We start from the raw sequence: 18150 nt of genomic DNA, 5'->3' as shown, positions 1-18150 counted from the left end.
AGTACCACTAGCCATGCACCCAACCCTCGACACCGACCAGCAGCAAATCCTGCACGACAACCTCGACCATACGCTGTTTTCGTGGTCGAAGCAGGCGGGCCTGAACCCCATCAGCGCCGAGCGGGCGGCGGGCGTGTACCTCTACGACCGCGACGGCAAGCGCTACCTCGACTTCTCGTCGCAGCTCATGAACGTGAACATCGGCCACGGCGACCAGCGCGTGACCGAGGCCGTGGCCGCCCAGATGCGCGAGCTGAGCTACGTCTACCCCGGCATGATAACCAAGGCCCGGGGCGACCTCGGCCGCAAGCTGGCCGAGATAACGCCGGCCAACCTCACCAAGGCGTTTTTCACGCTGGGCGGGGCCGAGGCCATCGAAAACGCCATTAAGCTGGCGCGCATCTACACCGGCCGGCACAAGATTGTATCGCTCTACCAGTCGTTTCACGGGGCTAGCTACGGCGCCATGAGCGTGGGCGGCGACCCGCGCAAGTTTGCCGTCGATAGCCAGGCCATGCCCGGCACGGTGCACGTCGAAAATCCCTATTTCTACCGCTGCCCGTGGTTTAGCACCACGCCCGAGCAGTGCGCCGAGCGCGCCGCCGATGCCCTGGAGCGCATCATCGGCTACGAAAACCCCGGCAGCGTGGCGGCCATTTTCCTGGAAGGCGAGTCGGGTACTTCGGGCTGCATCAAGTATCCGTCCGGCTACTGGACGCGGGTGCGCGAAATCTGCGACAAGTACGGTATCCTGCTGGTAGCCGACGAGGTAATGTCGGGCTTTGGCCGCACCGGCAAGTGGTTCGGCTCCGACCACCACGGCGTGAAGGTCGATATTATGTGCATGGCCAAGGGCATCACGGCCGGCTACGTGCCGCTAGGCGCCGTGATGGTTGATGAGGCCATTGCCAAGTCATTTGATAACAAGCCCTTGCCATTAGGCCTCACCTATTCGGCCCACCCCGTGAGCTGCGCCGCCGCCGTGGCCGTACTCGACATTTACGAGGAAGACCACCTGCTCGAAAATACCGTGGAGATGGGCCACTACCTCGACGAGCGCGTAGCCGAGTTAATACAGCAGCATCCCAGCATCGGCGACTGGCGCAACACCGGCCTCTTCGGCTGCCTGGAACTGGTGAAAAACCGCGAAACCAAGGAACCCATGGCCCCTTGGAATGCGGCCCCAGACCAAATGGTTATCATGAACGAGGTGGCCGCTAAGATTAAGGAGTTGGGCATGTACACCTTCGTGCGTTGGAATTACATCTTCATTGCCCCGCCGCTCAATATCAATAAGGCGGAGTTGGACGAAGGGCTAGCCATCATCTCGGAGGCGCTGAAAATCGCGGACGCGCACACGCACTAGTAGGTAGCGTGGACTCTGTGAGTCCGCGCGTGGTGAGATTGCCAGGCAGGTAATGCGCGGACTCGCAGAGTCCACGCTACAATAACTAAATTCTCATGTCGATTCTGCTAAAAAACGGCCGCGTTATCACGGCCGACTCAGACAGTATTTGCGATATTCTGACGGAGGGCGAAACCATCGCCGCCATCGGTCGAGGCCTGCCCGCGCCTGAGGGCGTGGAGGTTATCGACTGCGCCGGCAAGCTGGTGGTGCCCGGCGGCATCGACCCGCACGTGCATTTGTCGATGCCGTTTATGGGCACGTTCAGCAGCGACACCTACGAAACCGGCACCCGCGCCGCGCTGCACGGCGGCACCACTACGGTCATCGATTTCATTCTGCAAAAGCAAGGCAGCTCGCTGCGAGCTGCCTTTGAGGAGTGGAGCGGGCGGGCTAGCGGCACGGCCGTGGGCGACTACTCCTTCCACATGGCCGTCACCGATTTCAACCCCAATACCAAGGAAGAAATTGCGGAGATGATTGCTGAGGGCATCACGTCCTTCAAAACCTTCATGGCCTACAAGGGCGCGCTCATGATTGACGATGCGCAGATGGTGGGCCTGATGCAGGAAGTGAAAAAGCACGGCGGCCTCGTGACTGCCCACGCCACCAACGGCGACATGATTGATACGCTCATTGCCCAGCACCGCGAGCAGGGCAAGCTCTCGCCGCTCTACCACTACCTCTCGCAGCCCGAAGTAACCGAAACCGAAGCCTCGGGTCGCTTCGCCGACATTGCCAACTACACGGGCGTGAACGCCTACATCGTGCACCTCACCTGCGAAGGCGCCCTCAACCAGGTGCGCCGCGCCACCGAGCGCAACCAGCGCATGCTCGTCGAAACCTGCATCCAGTACCTGCTGCTCGATGCCTCGCTGTACGAGAATGAGGCCGAAGGCGCCAAGTGGGTGATGTCGCCGCCGTTGCGCCAGAAAAAAGACCAGGCCACGCTGTGGGCCGGCATCAGCCAAGGCCTGGTGAATGTGGTGGGCACCGACCACTGCCCCTTCATGTGGGAGCAGAAGTTGCTGGGCAAAGACGACTTCTCAAAAATTCCGAACGGCCACCCCGCCATTGAGCACCGCATGGAGCTGCTCTTCTCGGAAGGCGTGGGCAAGGGCAAAATCACGCCGCAAAAATTCGTGGAAGTGACCTCGACCAACGCCGCCAAAATTTTCGGTATGTTTCCGCGCAAAGGCACTATCAGCATCGGTGCCGATGCTGATTTGGTGGTTATCGACCCCGAGAAAAAGCACACGATTTCGGCCGCCACGCACCACATGAACGTGGACTACTCGGGCTACGAAGGCTGGGAGCTGACCGGCAAAATCGAAACGGTGCTGCTGCGCGGCCAGGTGGCCATCGACGCGGGCGCGGCTAGGGTGTCGCCGGGCTACGGGCAGTTTATCAAGCGCGGCAAAACGGCATTTTAACGCAAGGTCTTCTCTACTAAGAACGTCATGCTGAACGCAGTGAAGCATCTCGCTCGCACCGCTAGGCTGGCAATTCAACGATTCGGACGAGATGCTTCGCAGGCTCAGCATGACGTTCTTTTTCACTACTATCGATAAGTCAATCACCGCATCACCAACCCAACCCAGCACATGGCACGCATTATTAAATCCGGCCTCATTCAGATGAGCCTGCCGATGACCGAGGGCGAAGGCTCCATCGAAGAAATCAAGGAAGCGATGGTGCAGAAGCACATTCCGCTGATTGAGGAGGCCGGCCGCCAGGGCGTGCAGATTCTCTGCTTGCAGGAGATTTTCAATACCCCGTATTTCTGTCCCGGCCAAAACCAGTCGTGGTACGCCTCGGCCGAATCGGTGCCCGGCCCCACCACCGAGCGCATGGCCGAGTATGCCAGGAAGTATAAAATGGTGATGATTGTGCCGGTGTACGAGCGCGAAGCCGCGGGCTTCCTCTACAACACCGCCGCCGTGATTGACGCCGACGGCACCTACCTGGGCAAGTATCGCAAAAACCACATTCCGCACACCAACGGCTTTTGGGAGAAGTTCTTCTTCAAGCCCGGCAACCTGGGCTACCCGGTATTCCAGACCATGTACGCCAAAGTGGGCGTCTACATCTGCTACGACCGCCACTTCCCCGACGGCGCGCGCGTGCTAGGCCTCAACGGCGCCGAAATCGTGTACAACCCCTCGGCCACGGTGGCCGGCCTCTCGCAATACCTCTGGAAGCTGGAGCAGCCCGCCCACGCGGCCGCCAACGGCTATTTCATGGGCTGCATCAATAGGGTAGGCGAGGAGAAGCCTTGGAACCTGGGCCGCTTCTACGGCACGTCCTATTTCGTGGACCCGCGCGGCCAGATTATCGCCCAGGCCGACGAGTACAAAGACGAGCTGCTCATCGCGGAGTTCGACCTCGATATGATTGACGAGGTGCGCGCCACCTGGCAGTTCTTCCGCGACCGCCGCCCGGAGACGTATGCGAAATTGGTGGAGCTGTAGGGTTGCCGAGCGTTGCTTAGCAAATGAAACCGATAGGTCCTGCCACAGCCCTGCGCGCCGAAATAGTACGGTATTATAAGAAGGCGACTTACTGTTATGCTACGCCATTGGGGCTAGTAGTCCTGAGCTTTCTGCCACCCTTCCCAGGTGGACTGTGGCTATTCGCCTTATTGCCGGCGGGGCTAGCAGGACTATTTTTTACCAAACGCGGCTTGGCGCTTGCGGCTAAAAGCGGCGACCGGGAAAAGAAGGATGTAGGCTACGCAAATCTGGTATTAGGTATCCTTATCCTGATTCTTGGACTGCTGGCCCTTGCGTTTATCTATAGGTGAATTAAAAAATGACTGTCATTGCGAGCGTAGCGCGGCAATCGCACCAGAACGGGGGCGTTCGAGCATCGTGCGGGTGCGATTGCCGCGCTGCGCTCGCAATGACAAATATTTCGAATTTAAAAGCGAACCAGATGGCCGAATTTTCTACCCCCACCACCGCCCAGGAATTTGCCGAAAACTTCGCGCAGCTCAAGCCCAACATGAACCGCACGGAGGCGCTGTATGAAAGCTCGCGCTGCTTGTTTTGTTTCGATGCGCCGTGCATTCAGGCGTGCCCGTCGGGCATCGATATTCCGCAGTTTATCCGGCAGATAAACTCGGGCAACGTGACGGGGTCGGCCCGCACTATTTACGAGGCTAATTACTTCGGCAACGCCTGCGGTAAAGTGTGCCCTACGGAGGTACTTTGCGAAGGGGCCTGCGTGTACAACTTGCAGAAGGTGAAGCCGATAGAAATTGGCCGCTTGCAAAGCTACGCCACTACCCAGGCCATTGCCGAGAATAAAAAGCTCTTCAGCCCCGGTCCGGCCAATGGCAAGCGCGTAGCCGTAATCGGCGCCGGCCCGGCCGGCATTTCGGCCGCCTGCGAGCTGCGGGCGCTAGGGTACGAAGTCACGGTTTTTGAGGCCAAGGCCCAGCCCTCGGGCCTGACGGTGTACGGCGTGGCGCCCTACAAAATCACCAACGAGGAGGCCCTGGCCGAGATGGCCTATTTACAAGGGCAGTTTGGCTATGAGGTGCGCTACCACGCGCCCATCGCCGGCCGCGCCGACCTAGCGAAGCTCGAAGCCGAGTACGATGCCATTTTCCTGGGTATCGGGCTGGGCAAAACCACCGGGCTAGGCTTGCCCGGTGAAGACAAAATCAACTGCGTGGGTGCCGTCGAATTTATTGAAGAGCTGCGCCAGCGCCAGGCCGAAATGCAGGTTGGCCGCACGGTAATTGTGCTGGGCGGCGGCAACACCGCCATGGACGCCGCTTCCGAATCGGCGCGGCTCGGGGCCGAAACGGTGCTGCTGGCCTACCGGCGCGGCAAAGCGGAGATGGGCGCCTACGAGTTTGAGTACGACCTGGCCAAAGGCGTGGGCGTGAAGGGTTTATTTAATGTTGCCCCGCTTGAAATAGTGGGCGACGACTACGTAAGCGGCGTGCGCTTCATCCGCACCACCGTGGTCGAAGGCCGGGTGCAGGAAGTGCCCGGTACCGAGTTCACGCAGCCCTGCGACATGGTTATTAAAGCCACCGGCCAGGCCAAGCAAACCCATTTTCTGCACCACATTCCGGGTCTGGAGCTGGATAACCGCGGCCGCATCGTAGCCGACGCCGTGGGTCAGACCACTAACCCGCAGTACTTCACCTCCGGCGATGCCCGCAACGGAGGGGCTGAAGTGGTGAACGCCGCCGCCGAAGCAAAGGTGGCGGCTAGGGGTATCCACGCCTTTTTGAGCAAGGAATAAATTGAGATAAGAAATGCGCTTGTCATGCTGAGCCTGCCGAAGCATCTTGCTCGCAACGTCGGGATAGTAACCTTAGTGGTGCGAGCAAGATGCTTCGGCAGGCTCAGCATGACGGCCTTTTATAACTAGAAAATATGCCCGACCTCTCCATAAACTTCGCCGGCATCAAGTCGCCCAACCCCTTCTGGCTAGCCTCGGCGCCGCCCACCAACTCGGGCTACCAGGTAATGAAAGCCTTCGACGCAGGTTGGGGCGGCGCGGTGTGGAAAACGCTCGGCGTGCCCGTCATCAACGTGTCGAGCCGCTACGGCGGCGTCAATTACCGCGACAAGCGGCTGGTGGGCTTCAACAACATCGAGCTGATTTCGGACCGGCCCCTGGCTGATAATCTGCGCGAAATCTCGGAGGTCAAAAAGCGCTTTCCCGACCACGCCGTTATTGCCTCGCTCATGGTGCAGAGCCGGCAGGAATGGCACGACATTGTGCGCCAAAGCCAGGACGCAGGTGCCGATGGCTTCGAGCTGAACTTCGGCTGCCCACACGGCATGTGCGAGCGCGGCATGGGCTCGGCAGTGGGGCAGGAGCCCAAAATCCTGCAAATGATAGTGGAGTGGGTGATGGAGGTGGCCCAAAAGCCCGTTATCGTGAAGCTCACGCCCAATATCTCTGATATTACCGAGCCAGCGCAGGCCGCGCGACGCGCCGGGGCCGATGCTATTTCGTTGATAAACACCATCCAAAGTATTGTTGGCGTTGATTTAGACCAGTTTTCGCCCTACCCGATAGTGGATGGCCAGGGCACTAACGGTGGCTACTGCGGCCCGGCCGTGAAGCCCATCGCCCTCAACATGGTGAAAAACTGCGCCCAGCACCCCGACGTGCGCCTGCCCATCTCGGGCATTGGAGGCATCGAGAACTGGCGCGATGCGGTGGAGCATATCCTGCTGGGAGCCAGCTCGGTGCAGGTGTGCACGGCCGCCATGCACTTCGGCTTCGGTATCATTCGCGAGATGGTGAGCGGGCTGGAGCAGTACATGGTGGAGAAAAATTTCAACACCATCTACGACTTCGTGGGCAAGGCATTGCCCAACGTGCGGCACTGGGAAGACCTCAACATGAAGTACCAGGTGAAGGCCCACATTCACGAAGAAAAGTGCATCGGCTGCCAGCTCTGCTACACGGCCTGTGAGGATGGCGCGCACCAGGCCATCCGGCTGCAGGCCGGCACCCGCACGCCCGCCATCATCGAGGAAAACTGCGTGGGCTGCAACCTGTGCTCATTGGTATGCCCGGTAGATGAGTGCATTACGATGGACCGCCGCGACGATGGCACCCAGCACCTCACCTGGAAGGAACGCACGGAGGCGGGTAACATTCCGACCGAATTCAACGACGAAAAGGCCGGCGGGCGCCACCACTGGGTGCCCGAGCCGGCCGCCGCGCTGAGCAAGGAGCGCCATAAAACGCTGCCCGGCAAGGCCCGGGCACTGGGCGTAGGCTAGGGGTGAATGGTAGTTTAAGCTGGGCCGCTGGGGGGAAGTCGCGTCAGGCTTGTTTCCAGCGGCCTACTTTTGTCCTACCATTTATTCTTTTCCTCTTATGCCAGCACCTGCTTACCTCACCCAACACCAGAATCGCTTTCTCGAAGAGCTGATTGACTGGCTCCGCATCCCGTCAGTCTCGGCCGACCCCAAATTTCACGGCGACGTGCTGCGGGCCGCTGACTACCTGAAAGCCAGGCTCGAAGAAGCCGGCGCTACTAGCGTTGAAATCTGCCCCACGGCTGGCAACCCCATCGTGTACGGCGAATACATGGCTGGCCCCGACCGCCCCACCGTGCTCGTGTATGGCCACTACGACGTGCAGCCCGCCGACCCCTACGAGCTGTGGACCTCGCCGCCCTTTGAGCCGGTTATCAAGGATGAGAAAATCTACGCCCGGGGTGCCTGCGACGACAAAGGCCAGGTGTACATGCACGTGAAGGCCCTGGAAATGATGCTGCGCGACGGCGGCGCCGAGGCGCCCTGCAACATCAAGTTCATGTTTGAGGGCGAGGAAGAAGTGGGCTCTAACAACCTGGCCATCTTTGTGAGAGAGAACAAGGAGAAGCTGCAAGCCGACGTTATTCTCATCTCCGACACTGGCATTCTGGCCAACGATGTGCCGAGCATTGAGGTGGGCCTGCGCGGCCTCAGCTACCACGAGGTGGAAGTGACGGGCCCCAACCGCGACCTGCACTCGGGCCTCTACGGCGGCGCCGTGATGAACCCCATCAATGCGCTCTGCGACATGATTAGCAGCCTGCACGATGAAAATCGGCACATCACGATTCCCGGTTTCTACGACAGCGTGGACGAGCTGAGCGCCGGGGAGCGCGCCGAAATGGCCCAGGCGCCGTTCTCGGAGGAAGAGTTTAAGCAGAGCATTGGCCTGCCCGCCGCCGTGGGCGAGGCCGGCTACTCTACGCCCGAGCGCACCAGCATCCGGCCCACGCTCGACGTGAACGGCATCTGGGGGGGCTACATCGGGGAGGGCGCCAAGACGGTAATTGCCAGCAAGGCCTACGCCAAAATCTCGATGCGCTTGGTGCCGCACCAAACCAGCGACGAGATTACGGCGCTGTTTCAGAAGCACTTCGAAAGCATCGCGCCGGCCGGCATTACGGTGAAGGTGACGCCCCACCACGGTGGCGAGCCCGTCGTAACGCCCACCAACTCGGCCGCCTACCGCGCCGCCGCTAAGGCTCTCGAAACCACCTTTGGCAAAAAGCCGGTGCCCACGCGCGGCGGCGGCTCCATTCCGATTGTGGCCATGTTTAAGAATGAGCTGGGGCTCGATTCGGTGCTGCTTGGCTTCGGGCTCGACAGCGATGCCATCCACTCGCCCAATGAGCACTTTGGGGTTTTCAATTTTCTGAAGGGCATCGAAACCATTCCGGAGTTTTACAAGGAATACGCGGCGGCCCACTAGCCCGCATTTCAAGAAAAAGCCCGGCTTCCTGCGCAGGAGGCCGGGCTTTTTGCCTTGGCAGCGGCGCCGGGGCCTAGTTGAAGGAGTAGGTGGCGTAGAGCTGGAAGGCGCTGTTGCGCGCGCGCGGCTGCACCGTGAGGCTGCCAACCGGGTACGAGTCGGGCGCGTTCGTGAAAGCGCCGTTGTAGCGCAGGCCCACGCCCAGGCCATGCTTGAGCTGGTAGCCCAGCCCGGCCAGGTAGCCAAAGTCAACTGCTTTATAAACGCTTTTTACGTCTAGCGAGGCGCTGCCAACCTCACTTTTGGCCCCTACCAGAAAGCCTACCTGTGGGCCCGCCTCGAAGAAAAAGCCGTCGGTGTTGACGTGGAAGGCGAGCGGCACGTCGATGTAGTGAAGGCGTAGGCCGGCATCGGCATCCTTAAGCTTGGCGCCTTTCTGCGAATAAAGCAGCTCGGGCTGGAAAGCGAATAGCTTGGCAAACCCAATGTTGGCAAATACACCCGCTTGGAAGCCAAAGCGATAGTCTACATTGCGGCCGAGAAAAGCGTTGGCATCGTCGCCCACAAAGTTGGTGAGCGAAGCACCCGCCTTGATGCCCAGCGAGACGTTGCCGCCGCGCCCCCGGTACTGCGCCTGGGCCGCCGTGCTTACACCTAGCCCGAGGGCTAGCAGTAGGATGGTTTTTCTCATAAAATTAAGATGACGAAATGGTGAGCCAGGCAAAGCTACGCTGCCTACTGGAGCGGCGGGCTCCTCAAAACTTGGCTGCGACAGGGCTGGCAACTTTAAGCCAAAGCAAATGAGTGACTTGGCTGCCAAAGCAAAAATTGCTTTCAAGCAGTAAATGGGTACAAAAAAGCCAGCCTCTGAATAGAGGCTGGCTTTTTTGCAGTGATAATTTAAGCATTTAGCTTAGCTCTTGCCACCAAACAGGTAGTGCACCTGGAACTGGAATACGCCGTTGTGGAAGTTGTTGGTGCCTTGCAGCGGTGCGCTGCCAACGCCAAACCCATCCTTATACACGTTCGAAAAATCGCCGGTGTAGCGCACGCCCAGGCCAAAGCCGCTCGTAATCTGGTAGCCGATGCCGCCTACGTAGCCAATACCTACCGGCACCATCCGGTCGCGGCTGTTATACACTGTTATCTCGCTCGGGTCGCCAGCCTTGCCACCCTGGGGGCGGAAAAACTCGCGGTCGCCCAGGGCGAAGCTAGCCTGCGGGCCAAGCTCAAAAAACAAGCCCTTGCCAGCTTCGCCGGTGTTTACTTTAAATAGTACCGGCACGTCGATGTACGAAAGCGTCGAGCGGTAAGCATAGCCATTATATTGGGTAGAGGCTACCGTATAGTTTACCTGATCGAGGTAAGCACCTTTCTGCGAGTACAGGCCCTCAATTTGGAGCGAAGTCATATCGGAGAGGCCATAGTTTACGAGCACGCCGGCCGTGAAGCCCGGCTTGAAGCCGGTGTTGGTGCCAGTGCTGCCACCGCCCGTGTACGAGCTTAGGCTAAAACCGCCTTTGATACCATATTTTACCACGCCGCTCTGCGCGTTAGCAGCACCGGCAAAGCCGGCGAGAAGACCAAGGGAAAGAAGTACTTTTTTCATGACTGAAAAATTGGTTAATAGTCCCGGGCCGGGTTGTAGGATAGAATAATTTAAGAAGCTTGCGTGACCGGGAATGCGCCTTATACTTGCCGGTGCGGGCCGGGGGTTACATTCTGAGCATATTTTGGTTTTTTTTCAGTCCGCTTCGAAAGAGCTTGCCAGTAGGAGTAGCTTTGAAATAAGTTTGTTTGTTGTGTGATGTCTTGGTTTGGCCAAAGTTTGCAGTGCATTAGGTATTATCTACTTAGCGGCGTGCTGCTGAGCTATTGCACTGGGCCGCTGCCTGCCGGTGCCCAGGCGCTGGGCGCCGCCGATTCGGCAAAAATGACCGCGCCGCCCGGCCCATTTATTTTTGGTTTGTATGCCCAGGGCGGCATTATTATCAACCACACGGCGCCAGTCAGCCACCTGGTAGCCTCGCACCCCACGGGGTTCGAGCTGAACGTGCAGCGCCAAACTACCGGGGCCGCCCCCTGGCACGGTTGGTATAAATACCCTAAGGTGGGCCTGGCGCTGGTGTACTACGACTACCGCAACCCCCTACTGGGCCAGAGCTACGCCGCCTCGGTGTACCTGAGCAAGCCCATTGTGCGCACGGCGCGCCACGACCTGAGCTTTCGGCTGGGCACGGGGCTAGCGTATTTCCCCAACCACTACGACCTGTATACCAACCGCAAGAACACCTTTGTAAGCTCGGCGCTGAATGCCACGCTGCAAATGCGGCTGGAGTACGATGTGGCCCTCACCGACCACCTGGGCCTGCTGCTAGCCCTGGCGCTCAACCACTACTCCAACGGCGGCACGGCCAAGCCCAATTTCGGCATCAACCTGCCCACGCTGCAAGTGGGCGTCAACTACCACCAGTGGCGGCTGGGCCCGGCCAGCGGCGCGCCCGAGCCTGCCCCCACTGATATCGGCCACAACTTCTTGAATATCAGCACAAGCCTGGGGTACAAGCAGCGCAGTGGCGGCGACCCCACGCACTACCTCGTCAACTCGGCTACCGTGGCCGTGGGCCGCCGCCTCAACCGCAAAAGCAACCTGCTGGTAGGCGTGGAGGGCTTCTACGACCGCTCGCTGCTGGCGGTGCTGCGCGATACGGCCCGCAGCCAGGAGCACCTGCCCGATGTAAAGAAGGCTAGCGCCTTTGTGGGCCATGAACTGCTGTTTGGGCGGCTAGCCCTAGTTACGCACCTGGGGCTCTATTTCTACAACCCCTACCAGTCGAACCCCATCTACTACGAGCGCATCGGGCTGAAATACCAGGCCACCAACCTGCTCTTCGGCGCCATCGACCTGAAAGTGCACCGCGCCACGGCCGACGTTATCGAGTTTAAAGTAGGCGTAAAGCTGTAGCCCGGCCCACTACGCCTGGGCGGGGGCAAACAGCGTTTCGGCCTCGCGTCGGGCCGGTTGGGCAATTTTTCAGGGTGCACAATGGCTTGGCCACGCCACATTTACGTCGCGAAGCCCGTCTACCTTCCGGTGCTTCGGGTCGGCTATGCTCTCTACCTTGCTGCACTACTCGCGCTACCTGCACATTGCGGCGGGGTTTATCGGTTTTTTTGTGGCGCCGGTGGCGCTGGCCGTGCGCAAAGGGGGGCTAGCCCACCGGCGCTGGGGCCAGGTGTTTTTTTGGGCCATGGTAGTGGCGGGCAGCACGGCCATTTTCAACGCCAGCTTTAAAGGGCTGACATTTCTGTTGCTGACGGGAATTTTTAGCTTATACCTGGCGGTGTTTGGCTACCGTGCGCTCTACCAGAAGCACCTGGGCGTGGGCCGCGATGCCGGGGCCCGCCCGGCGCCGGCCGACTGGCTGCTGGTAACGGCCGGGCTGCTCATTTTCAGCGGCACGCTCGTTTATGGCTTGCTTAACAAGGTGATACCCTCAGTAGTATTTGGGTTGATAGGCGTGGCGCTAACCGGCCGGCAGCTAGCCGGCTTCCGGCGACGCGGGCCGTGGCCGGCCGGGCAGTGGCTGCTCAACCATATGTCGGGCTTTGTGGGCGCCTACATTGCAGCGGTGTCGGCGTTTTCGGCCACCAGCCTGCATTTCATTCCCTGGCCCTGGAATTTCCTGTGGCCTACCCTCGTGATGGTGCCGCCGCTCGTATGGGTGAGCCGCCGCTATAAGGCACGCTTTGTCCAGGGCCAGCGCCCCGCCGAGGTGGTAGAGGTTCACATTCAGCCCACTATGGCCTGATTTATTTGCTTCACCAGCCCCGGCCCTTCATAAATAAAGCCGGTGTACAGCTGCACCAGGCTGGCGCCGGCCGCCAGCTTTTCGAGCGCATCCTGGGCCGAGTGAATGCCGCCCGCCCCGATAATGGGCAGCCCGCCCTGGCTGCGGCGGTGCAGGTAGGCAATGACTTCGGTGGCCCGTGCCCGTAGCGGCCGGCCACTCAGGCCGCCCGCGCCGTAGGCCGCCACGGTGGCCGCCGGGGTGGCTAGCCCACCGCGGCCGATGGTCGTGTTGGTAGCCACCAGCCCGCTCAGCTTGGTTTCTTGGGCTATTTCCAGAATGTCGTCGAGCTGCGCGTCGGTGAGGTCGGGCGCAATTTTGAGTAGCAGCGGGCGCGGCGTGGGGCGGGCCAGGTTGTGCGCCTGCACCTGCTGCAAGAGGCTGATAAGCGGCTTTTTATCCTGCAATTCGCGCAGGCCCGGCGTATTGGGCGAGCTAACATTGACCACGAAGTAATCGACCACCTCGGCCAGGGCCTTGAAGGCGGCCACGTAGTCGTCGGCGGCGCGCTCATTGGGCGTGTCCTTGTTCTTCCCGATGTTGCCGCCGATGATGAGCTGCCGGTTGGTACGCTGCCGCAAGCGGGCCGCCACGGCCGCCGCCCCGTCGTTGTTAAAGCCCATGCGGTTGATGAGCGCCCCATCCTGCGGCAGCCGAAACAGGCGCGGCTGCGGGTTGCCGGGCTGCGGCCGGGGCGTCACCGTCCCGATTTCCACAAACCCGAAGCCCAGGCTGGCCAACTCATCGGTAAGCACCGCGTTCTTGTCGAAGCCCGCCGCCAGCCCCACGGGGTTGGCGAAGGTTAGCCCAAATACCTCGCGCCGCAGGCTAGGGTGCTGGTAGTCGTAGAGGCTGCGCAGCAGCGCGGCCGTGCCCGGCACGCGGCTAGCCCGCTTCAAGTTGTTGAAAATGAGATGGTGCGTCCGCTCGGCATCGAGCTGAAACAGCAAGGGCTTGACAATGGATTTATACATCGGGAAGGCTTCGCTAGCGCTCAAAAGCCGGGCAAAGTTACCCCGCCCAGCCTTCGCGGTCGAGCGAGCGGTACTGAATAGCCTCGGCCAGGTGCTGAATCTGAATCTCGTCGGTGCCGGCCAGGTCGGCAATGGTGCGGGCCACTTTCAGGATGCGGTCGTAGGCGCGGGCGCTGAGGCCTAGCCGCTCCATGGCCGTTTTGAGCAGGTTGCGGCCATCTGCGCTTATCTCACAAATGTCCTTCACCATTTGCGATGGCATCATGGCATTGGAATGAATATCAGCCTGTTCGGCAAAGCGCTTACTTTGTACTTCCAGGGCTCGCTCCACGCGCTGCTGAATGTCGTGGCTGGTTTCGGCCTTGCGCGTCTCGGTCATCTGGTCGAAGGTGACGGGCGTTACCTCCACGTGCAGGTCAATGCGGTCGAGCAGCGGGCCGCTCACCTTGTTGAGGTACTTCTGCACCACGCCGGGGCCGCACACGCACTCCTTGTCGGGGTGGTTGTAATAGCCACACGGACAAGGGTTCATGCTGGCAATGAGCATAAAATTGGCCGGAAAATCGATGCTCACCTTGGCCCGCGAAATGGTCACGCGGCGCTCCTCCAGCGGCTGGCGCATCACCTCCAGCACGGTGCGCTTAAACTCGGGCAGCTCATCCAAAAACAGCACGCCGTTGTGCGAAAGCGAGATTTCGCCCGGCTGCGGGTTGCCGCCGCCGCCCACCAGCGCCACGTCCGAAATGGTATGGTGCGGTGCCCGAAACGGCCGCTGGCTCAGCAGGCCCTGGCCGGTGCCCAGCTTGCCGGCCACCGAATGAATCTTGGTAGTTTCGAGCGCCTCCTGCATGTTGAGCGGCGGCAAAATGGTGGGCAAGCGCTTGGCTAGCATGGTTTTGCCGGCGCCGGGCGGGCCTATCATGATGACGTTGTGACCGCCGGCCGCCGCTATTTCCAGCGCCCGCTTGATGTTCTCCTGGCCCTGCACGTCGGCAAAGTCGGCGGCGTATTGGTTGGCAGTGTGCTGAAAAATATCGCGCGTGTCAATGCGCACGGGCTCAATGCTTTCGCGGCCCTCGAAGAAGTCGATAGCCTGCTGCATCGTGGCCACCGGAATCACGTCGAGGTTGTTGACAATGGCGGCTTCCTGAGCGTTCTCCTTGGGCAAAATGATGCCCTTAAAACCCTCCTTGCGGGCCTGAATGGCAATCGGCAGCACGCCCTTGATGGGCCGTAGCGCACCGTCGAGCGATAGCTCGCCCATTATTACGTAGTCGCCTAGCGTCTCGGTATTCAGCTGCTGCGAAGCGTGCAGGATGCCTAGCGCGATGGGCAGGTCGTAGGCCGCGCCTTCCTTGCGGATATCGGCAGGCGCCATGTTCACCACCACTTTGGTGCGCGGCATGCGGTAGCCGCGCAGCTTCAGGGCCGACTCGATGCGCTGCTGGCTTTCCTTAATAGCGTTATCGGGGAGGCCAACCACGTAAAAATTCGTCCCGGCCGTCACAACTACTTCAATCGTAATGGTATAAGCATTGACACCCTGCACGGCCGAGCCGTAGGTCTTGGTTAGCATCTGTGTTGGTATAATACTTTATTCTGGCAAAGGAACGCTAAAGTACACCTAAACAAACAACGTCATGCCGAACAAAGGAAAGCACCTTACCCATGCCGCTAGGGTGGTAGCCTAGTGACACGGATAAGGTGCTTTCCTTTGTTCGGCATGACGTTGTTTATCAAAACGCTATACCGGAGTTTTCTTAGCCGATTACCAGCTTCTCAATCAGCATAATCAGGATATGAATGACCTTGATGTGCACTTCCTGGATGCGGTCGGCGTAGCCGAAGTGCGGCACCCGGATTTCGACATCGCTGAGGCTAGCCAGCTGGCCACCGTCTTTGCCGGTAAGGCTCACCACTTTCAGGCCAGCGGCACGGGCGGCTTCGGCGGCGCGCAAAATATTGGGCGAGTTGCCGCTCGTGCTGATGGCCAGCAGCACATCGCCGGGCCGGCCCAGCGCTTCTACGAAGCGGCTGAACACGAACTCAAAGCCGAAGTCATTGGCTACGCAGGTCATGTGCGAGGCTTCGGTGAGGGCAATGGCGGCCAGGGCGCGGCGGTCCTGGCGGTAGCGGCCGCTTAGCTCCTCGGCAAAATGCTGGGCGTCGCAGAGGCTGCCGCCGTTGCCGCAGGTGAGGGCTTTGCCGCCACTGGTGAGGCTAGCGGCAAACACCTCGGCCGCCTGGGCAATGCGGTCGAGGTTGGCTGGGTCGGCCAGAAACTGGTCGAGTACGGAGCGGGCTTCGGTAAGCTCCGTGCGGATGAGGTCGGGGAGGTGCAAGCAGAAAAAACTAGTAGGTGGGCGGGGTAGTGGGCGGCGTGTTATAAGTAGGCGGGTAGGCCGTGGCGCCCGGGGCCGACGAGATGCCGGGCGGCGAGGAGTGCATGGTGGGGGCGGCCGCCAGGGCCTTCTGCGTGTCGAAAAGCTGTGCCTTCAACTCGTTGATTTTCTGCTCCTGCTTGGAAGCACTGCGGCGAAGCAGGCCGCTGTCGAGGTTCTCAAACACAAGCAGCAGCCCCATAATAAAGACGCTGGCCCAGGTAAAGCCCAGCAGCATGTTAATTTCCATGGGCAGGCTGTAGACGCTGAAAATACCGACCGTGGAGCTGCGCACAAACGGAAAAAACAAGATGAGCAGGGCCAGCAGCAGGTAAACCAGGGCTAGCACGGTGACGATGCGTTTTAGAAAAAGCATGGTGGGAGGGCGGAGAGGGGTAAAACGCGAAAATTAAGCAAAACCACACGGCCTGCCAGCTTGCTTACGTTTAGACCAAGGCCGCGTTGGTTTGCAGCTGGCTCAGGCGCTGGTACAGCCCCCCTTCGCGGGCCAGCAATTCGTCGTGGGTGCCGCGCTCCACAATGCGGCCGTGCTGAAGCACGATAATCTCGTCGGCGTGGCGCACCGTGCTGAGGCGGTGCGCGATAACGAGCGAGGTGCGCGAGGCCATGAGGCGCGTGAGGGCTTCCTGCACCAGCTTCTCGCTCTCAGTATCGAGGGCCGAGGTGGCTTCGTCGAGGATGAGGATGGGCGGGTTGCGCAGGATGGCCCTGGCAATGCTCAGGCGCTGGCGCTGCCCGCCGCTCAGGCGCCCGCCCCGGTCGCCGATGGTAGTTTGGTAGCCGTCGGGGCTGGCCATAATAAAGTCGTGGGCGTTAGCCGTTTTGGCGGCTTCTATCACCTCGGCTTCGGTAGCTTCGGTGTTGAATTTGATGTTGTTGTAAATTGTGTCGTTGAAGAGAATGCTCTCCTGCGTGACAATGCCCATCTGGGCGCGCACCGAGTGCAGGGTGCAGTCGCGCACGTCGTGGCCGTCGATGAGCACCTGGCCCGCGCTAGGGTCGTAGAAGCGCGGCAGTAGGTCGGCGATGGTGCTTTTGCCGCCGCCGCTGGGGCCCACCAGCGCCACCGTCTGGCCTTTTTTTACGGTCAGGTTCAGGTCGAAGAGCACCGGCACGTCGCCGTAGTGAAAGCTCACGTCGCGCAGCTCTACCTGCTCGTTGAAAGCCGGTAGTATAGTAGCATCGGGCCGGTCGCGAATCGTCGATTCGGTGTCGATGATGCCCAGTACCCGGCCGCCCGCCACCAGCCCGCGCTGGATGTTGCTGAAAGCGCCCGACAGGTTTTTGGCCGGCGTCAGAATCTGCGAAAACAGGATGATGTAGGTGATAAACGCCGAAGCCGACAACTCGGCCTGCCCGCCCAGCACCAGCGAGCCGCCGTAGTACAGCAGCCCCGCTACCACCGTAACGCCCGCAAACTCCGAGAACGGCGAGGCCAGGTCGCGGGTGTTGTCGATGGCCTGCGTGGTGCGGGCGTACAGGTCGTTCTGGTACTCAAATTTCTCCACCACGTAGGGGCGGGCGTTGAAAGCCTTCACCACGCGCATACCCCCTAGCGTTTCCTCAATCACCGAGAGCATGGCCCCCAGCGTGGTTTGGCTGATGGTGGCGTGGCGGCGCAGGCGCTTCGATACGCTGGCGATAATGCCGCCCGAAATGGGCAGCAGCACCAGCGAAAACAGCGTGAGCTTGGCCGACATCGAGAACAGCAGCACGAAAATGCCGATGATGTTGGCGGGCTCCTTGAACACGGCCGTGAGGGTGTTCACCACCGAAATCTCGATTTCCTGCACGTCGTTGGTGAGGCGCGAGATGAGGTCGCCCTTGCGCTCATTCGAAAAGTAGCCCAGCTCCAGCTCCGTAATGCGTCCGAAGAGCGAGCCGCGCACGTTGCGCACCACCCGCGCCCGCACCCTGGCCAGCAGCCGCCCGCCGAGGTAACGAAACAGGTTGCTCAAAAAAACCGACCCGATGAGCAGCCCGCACACAAAAGCCAGCGTGCCCTGCTTGCCGTGCTCGGCCAGCATCTGGGCAAAGTAGAAGTTGAACGTGCCCTTGATGTAGTCAATTGAGAGCGAGAAGGAGGGCAGCACGGCGGGCGCCTCGGCCGTGTGCGTGCCGGTGGTACCGAAGAGCACGTTGAGCAGCGGAATAACCAGCGTAAAGTTAGCGATGCCGAAAAAGATGCCTAGCGTGGCGTACAGTGCATACAGCGGCACAAAATCGGCGTAGGGCCGCGAAAAGCTCAGCAGGCGGAGGTAAGTCTTCATAGATGGGAGAGGCTACCA

15 protein-coding genes are annotated in these 18150 nt (G+C 60.3%); 8 read left to right on the top strand and 7 right to left on the bottom strand.

Annotated elements, in window-relative coordinates; translation table 11 throughout:
• The first annotated feature begins 13 nt into the window (after nucleotides 1-13).
• From Q5H89_RS19530 to Q5H89_RS19505, 6 genes are all read left to right on the top strand, one after another.
• Complete coding sequence (locus Q5H89_RS19530; protein ID WP_305021030.1) at nucleotides 14-1366, top strand: aminotransferase class III-fold pyridoxal phosphate-dependent enzyme; 1353 nt, start codon at nucleotides 14-16, stop codon at nucleotides 1364-1366.
• Between the two features lie 95 nt (nucleotides 1367-1461).
• Nucleotides 1462-2838 (top strand): dihydropyrimidinase, encoded by a 1377-nt coding sequence (hydA, locus tag Q5H89_RS19525; RefSeq protein WP_305021029.1) that lies wholly within the window; start codon nucleotides 1462-1464, stop codon nucleotides 2836-2838.
• A gap of 171 nt (nucleotides 2839-3009) precedes the next feature.
• Nucleotides 3010-3876, top strand: a complete 867-nt coding sequence (locus Q5H89_RS19520; RefSeq protein ID WP_305021028.1) for a nitrilase-related carbon-nitrogen hydrolase — start codon at nucleotides 3010-3012, stop codon at nucleotides 3874-3876.
• Between the two features lie 463 nt (nucleotides 3877-4339).
• Nucleotides 4340-5665 carry an FAD-dependent oxidoreductase gene (locus Q5H89_RS19515; RefSeq protein WP_305021027.1) on the top strand — a complete coding sequence of 442 codons (1326 nt, stop codon included), beginning with the start codon at nucleotides 4340-4342 and terminating at the stop codon, nucleotides 5663-5665.
• Nucleotides 5666-5799: 134 nt separating this feature from the next.
• Nucleotides 5800-7167 (top strand): NAD-dependent dihydropyrimidine dehydrogenase subunit PreA, encoded by a 1368-nt coding sequence (gene preA, locus Q5H89_RS19510; protein WP_305021026.1) that lies wholly within the window; start codon nucleotides 5800-5802, stop codon nucleotides 7165-7167.
• Nucleotides 7168-7264: 97 nt separating this feature from the next.
• Nucleotides 7265-8635, top strand: a complete 1371-nt coding sequence (locus Q5H89_RS19505) for a dipeptidase (RefSeq protein WP_305021025.1) — start codon at nucleotides 7265-7267, stop codon at nucleotides 8633-8635.
• Nucleotides 8636-8708: 73 nt separating this feature from the next.
• Here the strand turns inward: Q5H89_RS19505 and Q5H89_RS19500 are convergent, their stop codons facing one another.
• Together Q5H89_RS19500 and Q5H89_RS19495 are read right to left on the bottom strand one after the other, a co-directional pair.
• On the bottom strand, nucleotides 8709-9326 hold the full coding sequence (locus tag Q5H89_RS19500) for a porin family protein (protein ID WP_305021024.1): 618 nt from the start codon (nucleotides 9324-9326) through the stop codon (nucleotides 8709-8711).
• 222 nt (nucleotides 9327-9548) lie between these two features.
• On the bottom strand, nucleotides 9549-10244 hold the full coding sequence (locus Q5H89_RS19495) for a porin family protein (protein WP_305021023.1): 696 nt from the start codon (nucleotides 10242-10244) through the stop codon (nucleotides 9549-9551).
• 252 nt (nucleotides 10245-10496) lie between these two features.
• On the opposite strand from Q5H89_RS19495, the gene Q5H89_RS19490 reads away from it, so the two are divergent.
• Together Q5H89_RS19490 and Q5H89_RS19485 are read left to right on the top strand one after the other, a co-directional pair.
• Entirely contained in the window at nucleotides 10497-11600 is a 1104-nt protein-coding gene (locus Q5H89_RS19490; protein WP_305021022.1) for an acyloxyacyl hydrolase, read from the top strand.
• Nucleotides 11601-11745: 145 nt separating this feature from the next.
• A complete protein-coding gene (locus tag Q5H89_RS19485) occupies nucleotides 11746-12447 on the top strand; it encodes a hypothetical protein (protein WP_305021021.1) in 702 nt (233 codons plus the stop codon).
• On the opposite strand, the gene Q5H89_RS19480 is transcribed toward Q5H89_RS19485, so the two are convergent.
• The 5 genes from Q5H89_RS19480 to Q5H89_RS19460 all read right to left on the bottom strand — a co-directional run bounded on the left by Q5H89_RS19480 (nucleotide 12429) and on the right by Q5H89_RS19460 (nucleotide 18132).
• On the bottom strand, nucleotides 12429-13460 hold the full coding sequence (locus tag Q5H89_RS19480) for a quinone-dependent dihydroorotate dehydrogenase (RefSeq protein ID WP_305021138.1): 1032 nt from the start codon (nucleotides 13458-13460) through the stop codon (nucleotides 12429-12431). The genes Q5H89_RS19485 and Q5H89_RS19480 overlap by 19 nt on opposite strands.
• Nucleotides 13461-13497: 37 nt before the next feature.
• Nucleotides 13498-15036 (bottom strand): YifB family Mg chelatase-like AAA ATPase, encoded by a 1539-nt coding sequence (locus Q5H89_RS19475; protein ID WP_305021020.1) that lies wholly within the window; start codon nucleotides 15034-15036, stop codon nucleotides 13498-13500.
• Between the two features lie 184 nt (nucleotides 15037-15220).
• Nucleotides 15221-15802 (bottom strand): D-sedoheptulose 7-phosphate isomerase, encoded by a 582-nt coding sequence (gene lpcA / locus Q5H89_RS19470; protein ID WP_305021019.1) that lies wholly within the window; start codon nucleotides 15800-15802, stop codon nucleotides 15221-15223.
• 10 nt (nucleotides 15803-15812) lie between these two features.
• Nucleotides 15813-16217 (bottom strand): hypothetical protein, encoded by a 405-nt coding sequence (locus tag Q5H89_RS19465; RefSeq protein ID WP_305021018.1) that lies wholly within the window; start codon nucleotides 16215-16217, stop codon nucleotides 15813-15815.
• Between the two features lie 70 nt (nucleotides 16218-16287).
• Complete coding sequence (locus tag Q5H89_RS19460; RefSeq protein ID WP_305021017.1) at nucleotides 16288-18132, bottom strand: ABC transporter ATP-binding protein; 1845 nt, start codon at nucleotides 18130-18132, stop codon at nucleotides 16288-16290.
• Between the last annotated feature and the right edge of the window lie 18 nt (nucleotides 18133-18150).

It is taken from the genome of Hymenobacter cheonanensis (genome assembly GCF_030581075.1).
GTDB lineage: Bacteria > Bacteroidota > Bacteroidia > Cytophagales > Hymenobacteraceae > Hymenobacter.
This window is presented reverse-complemented; position numbering and strand designations above follow the sequence as displayed.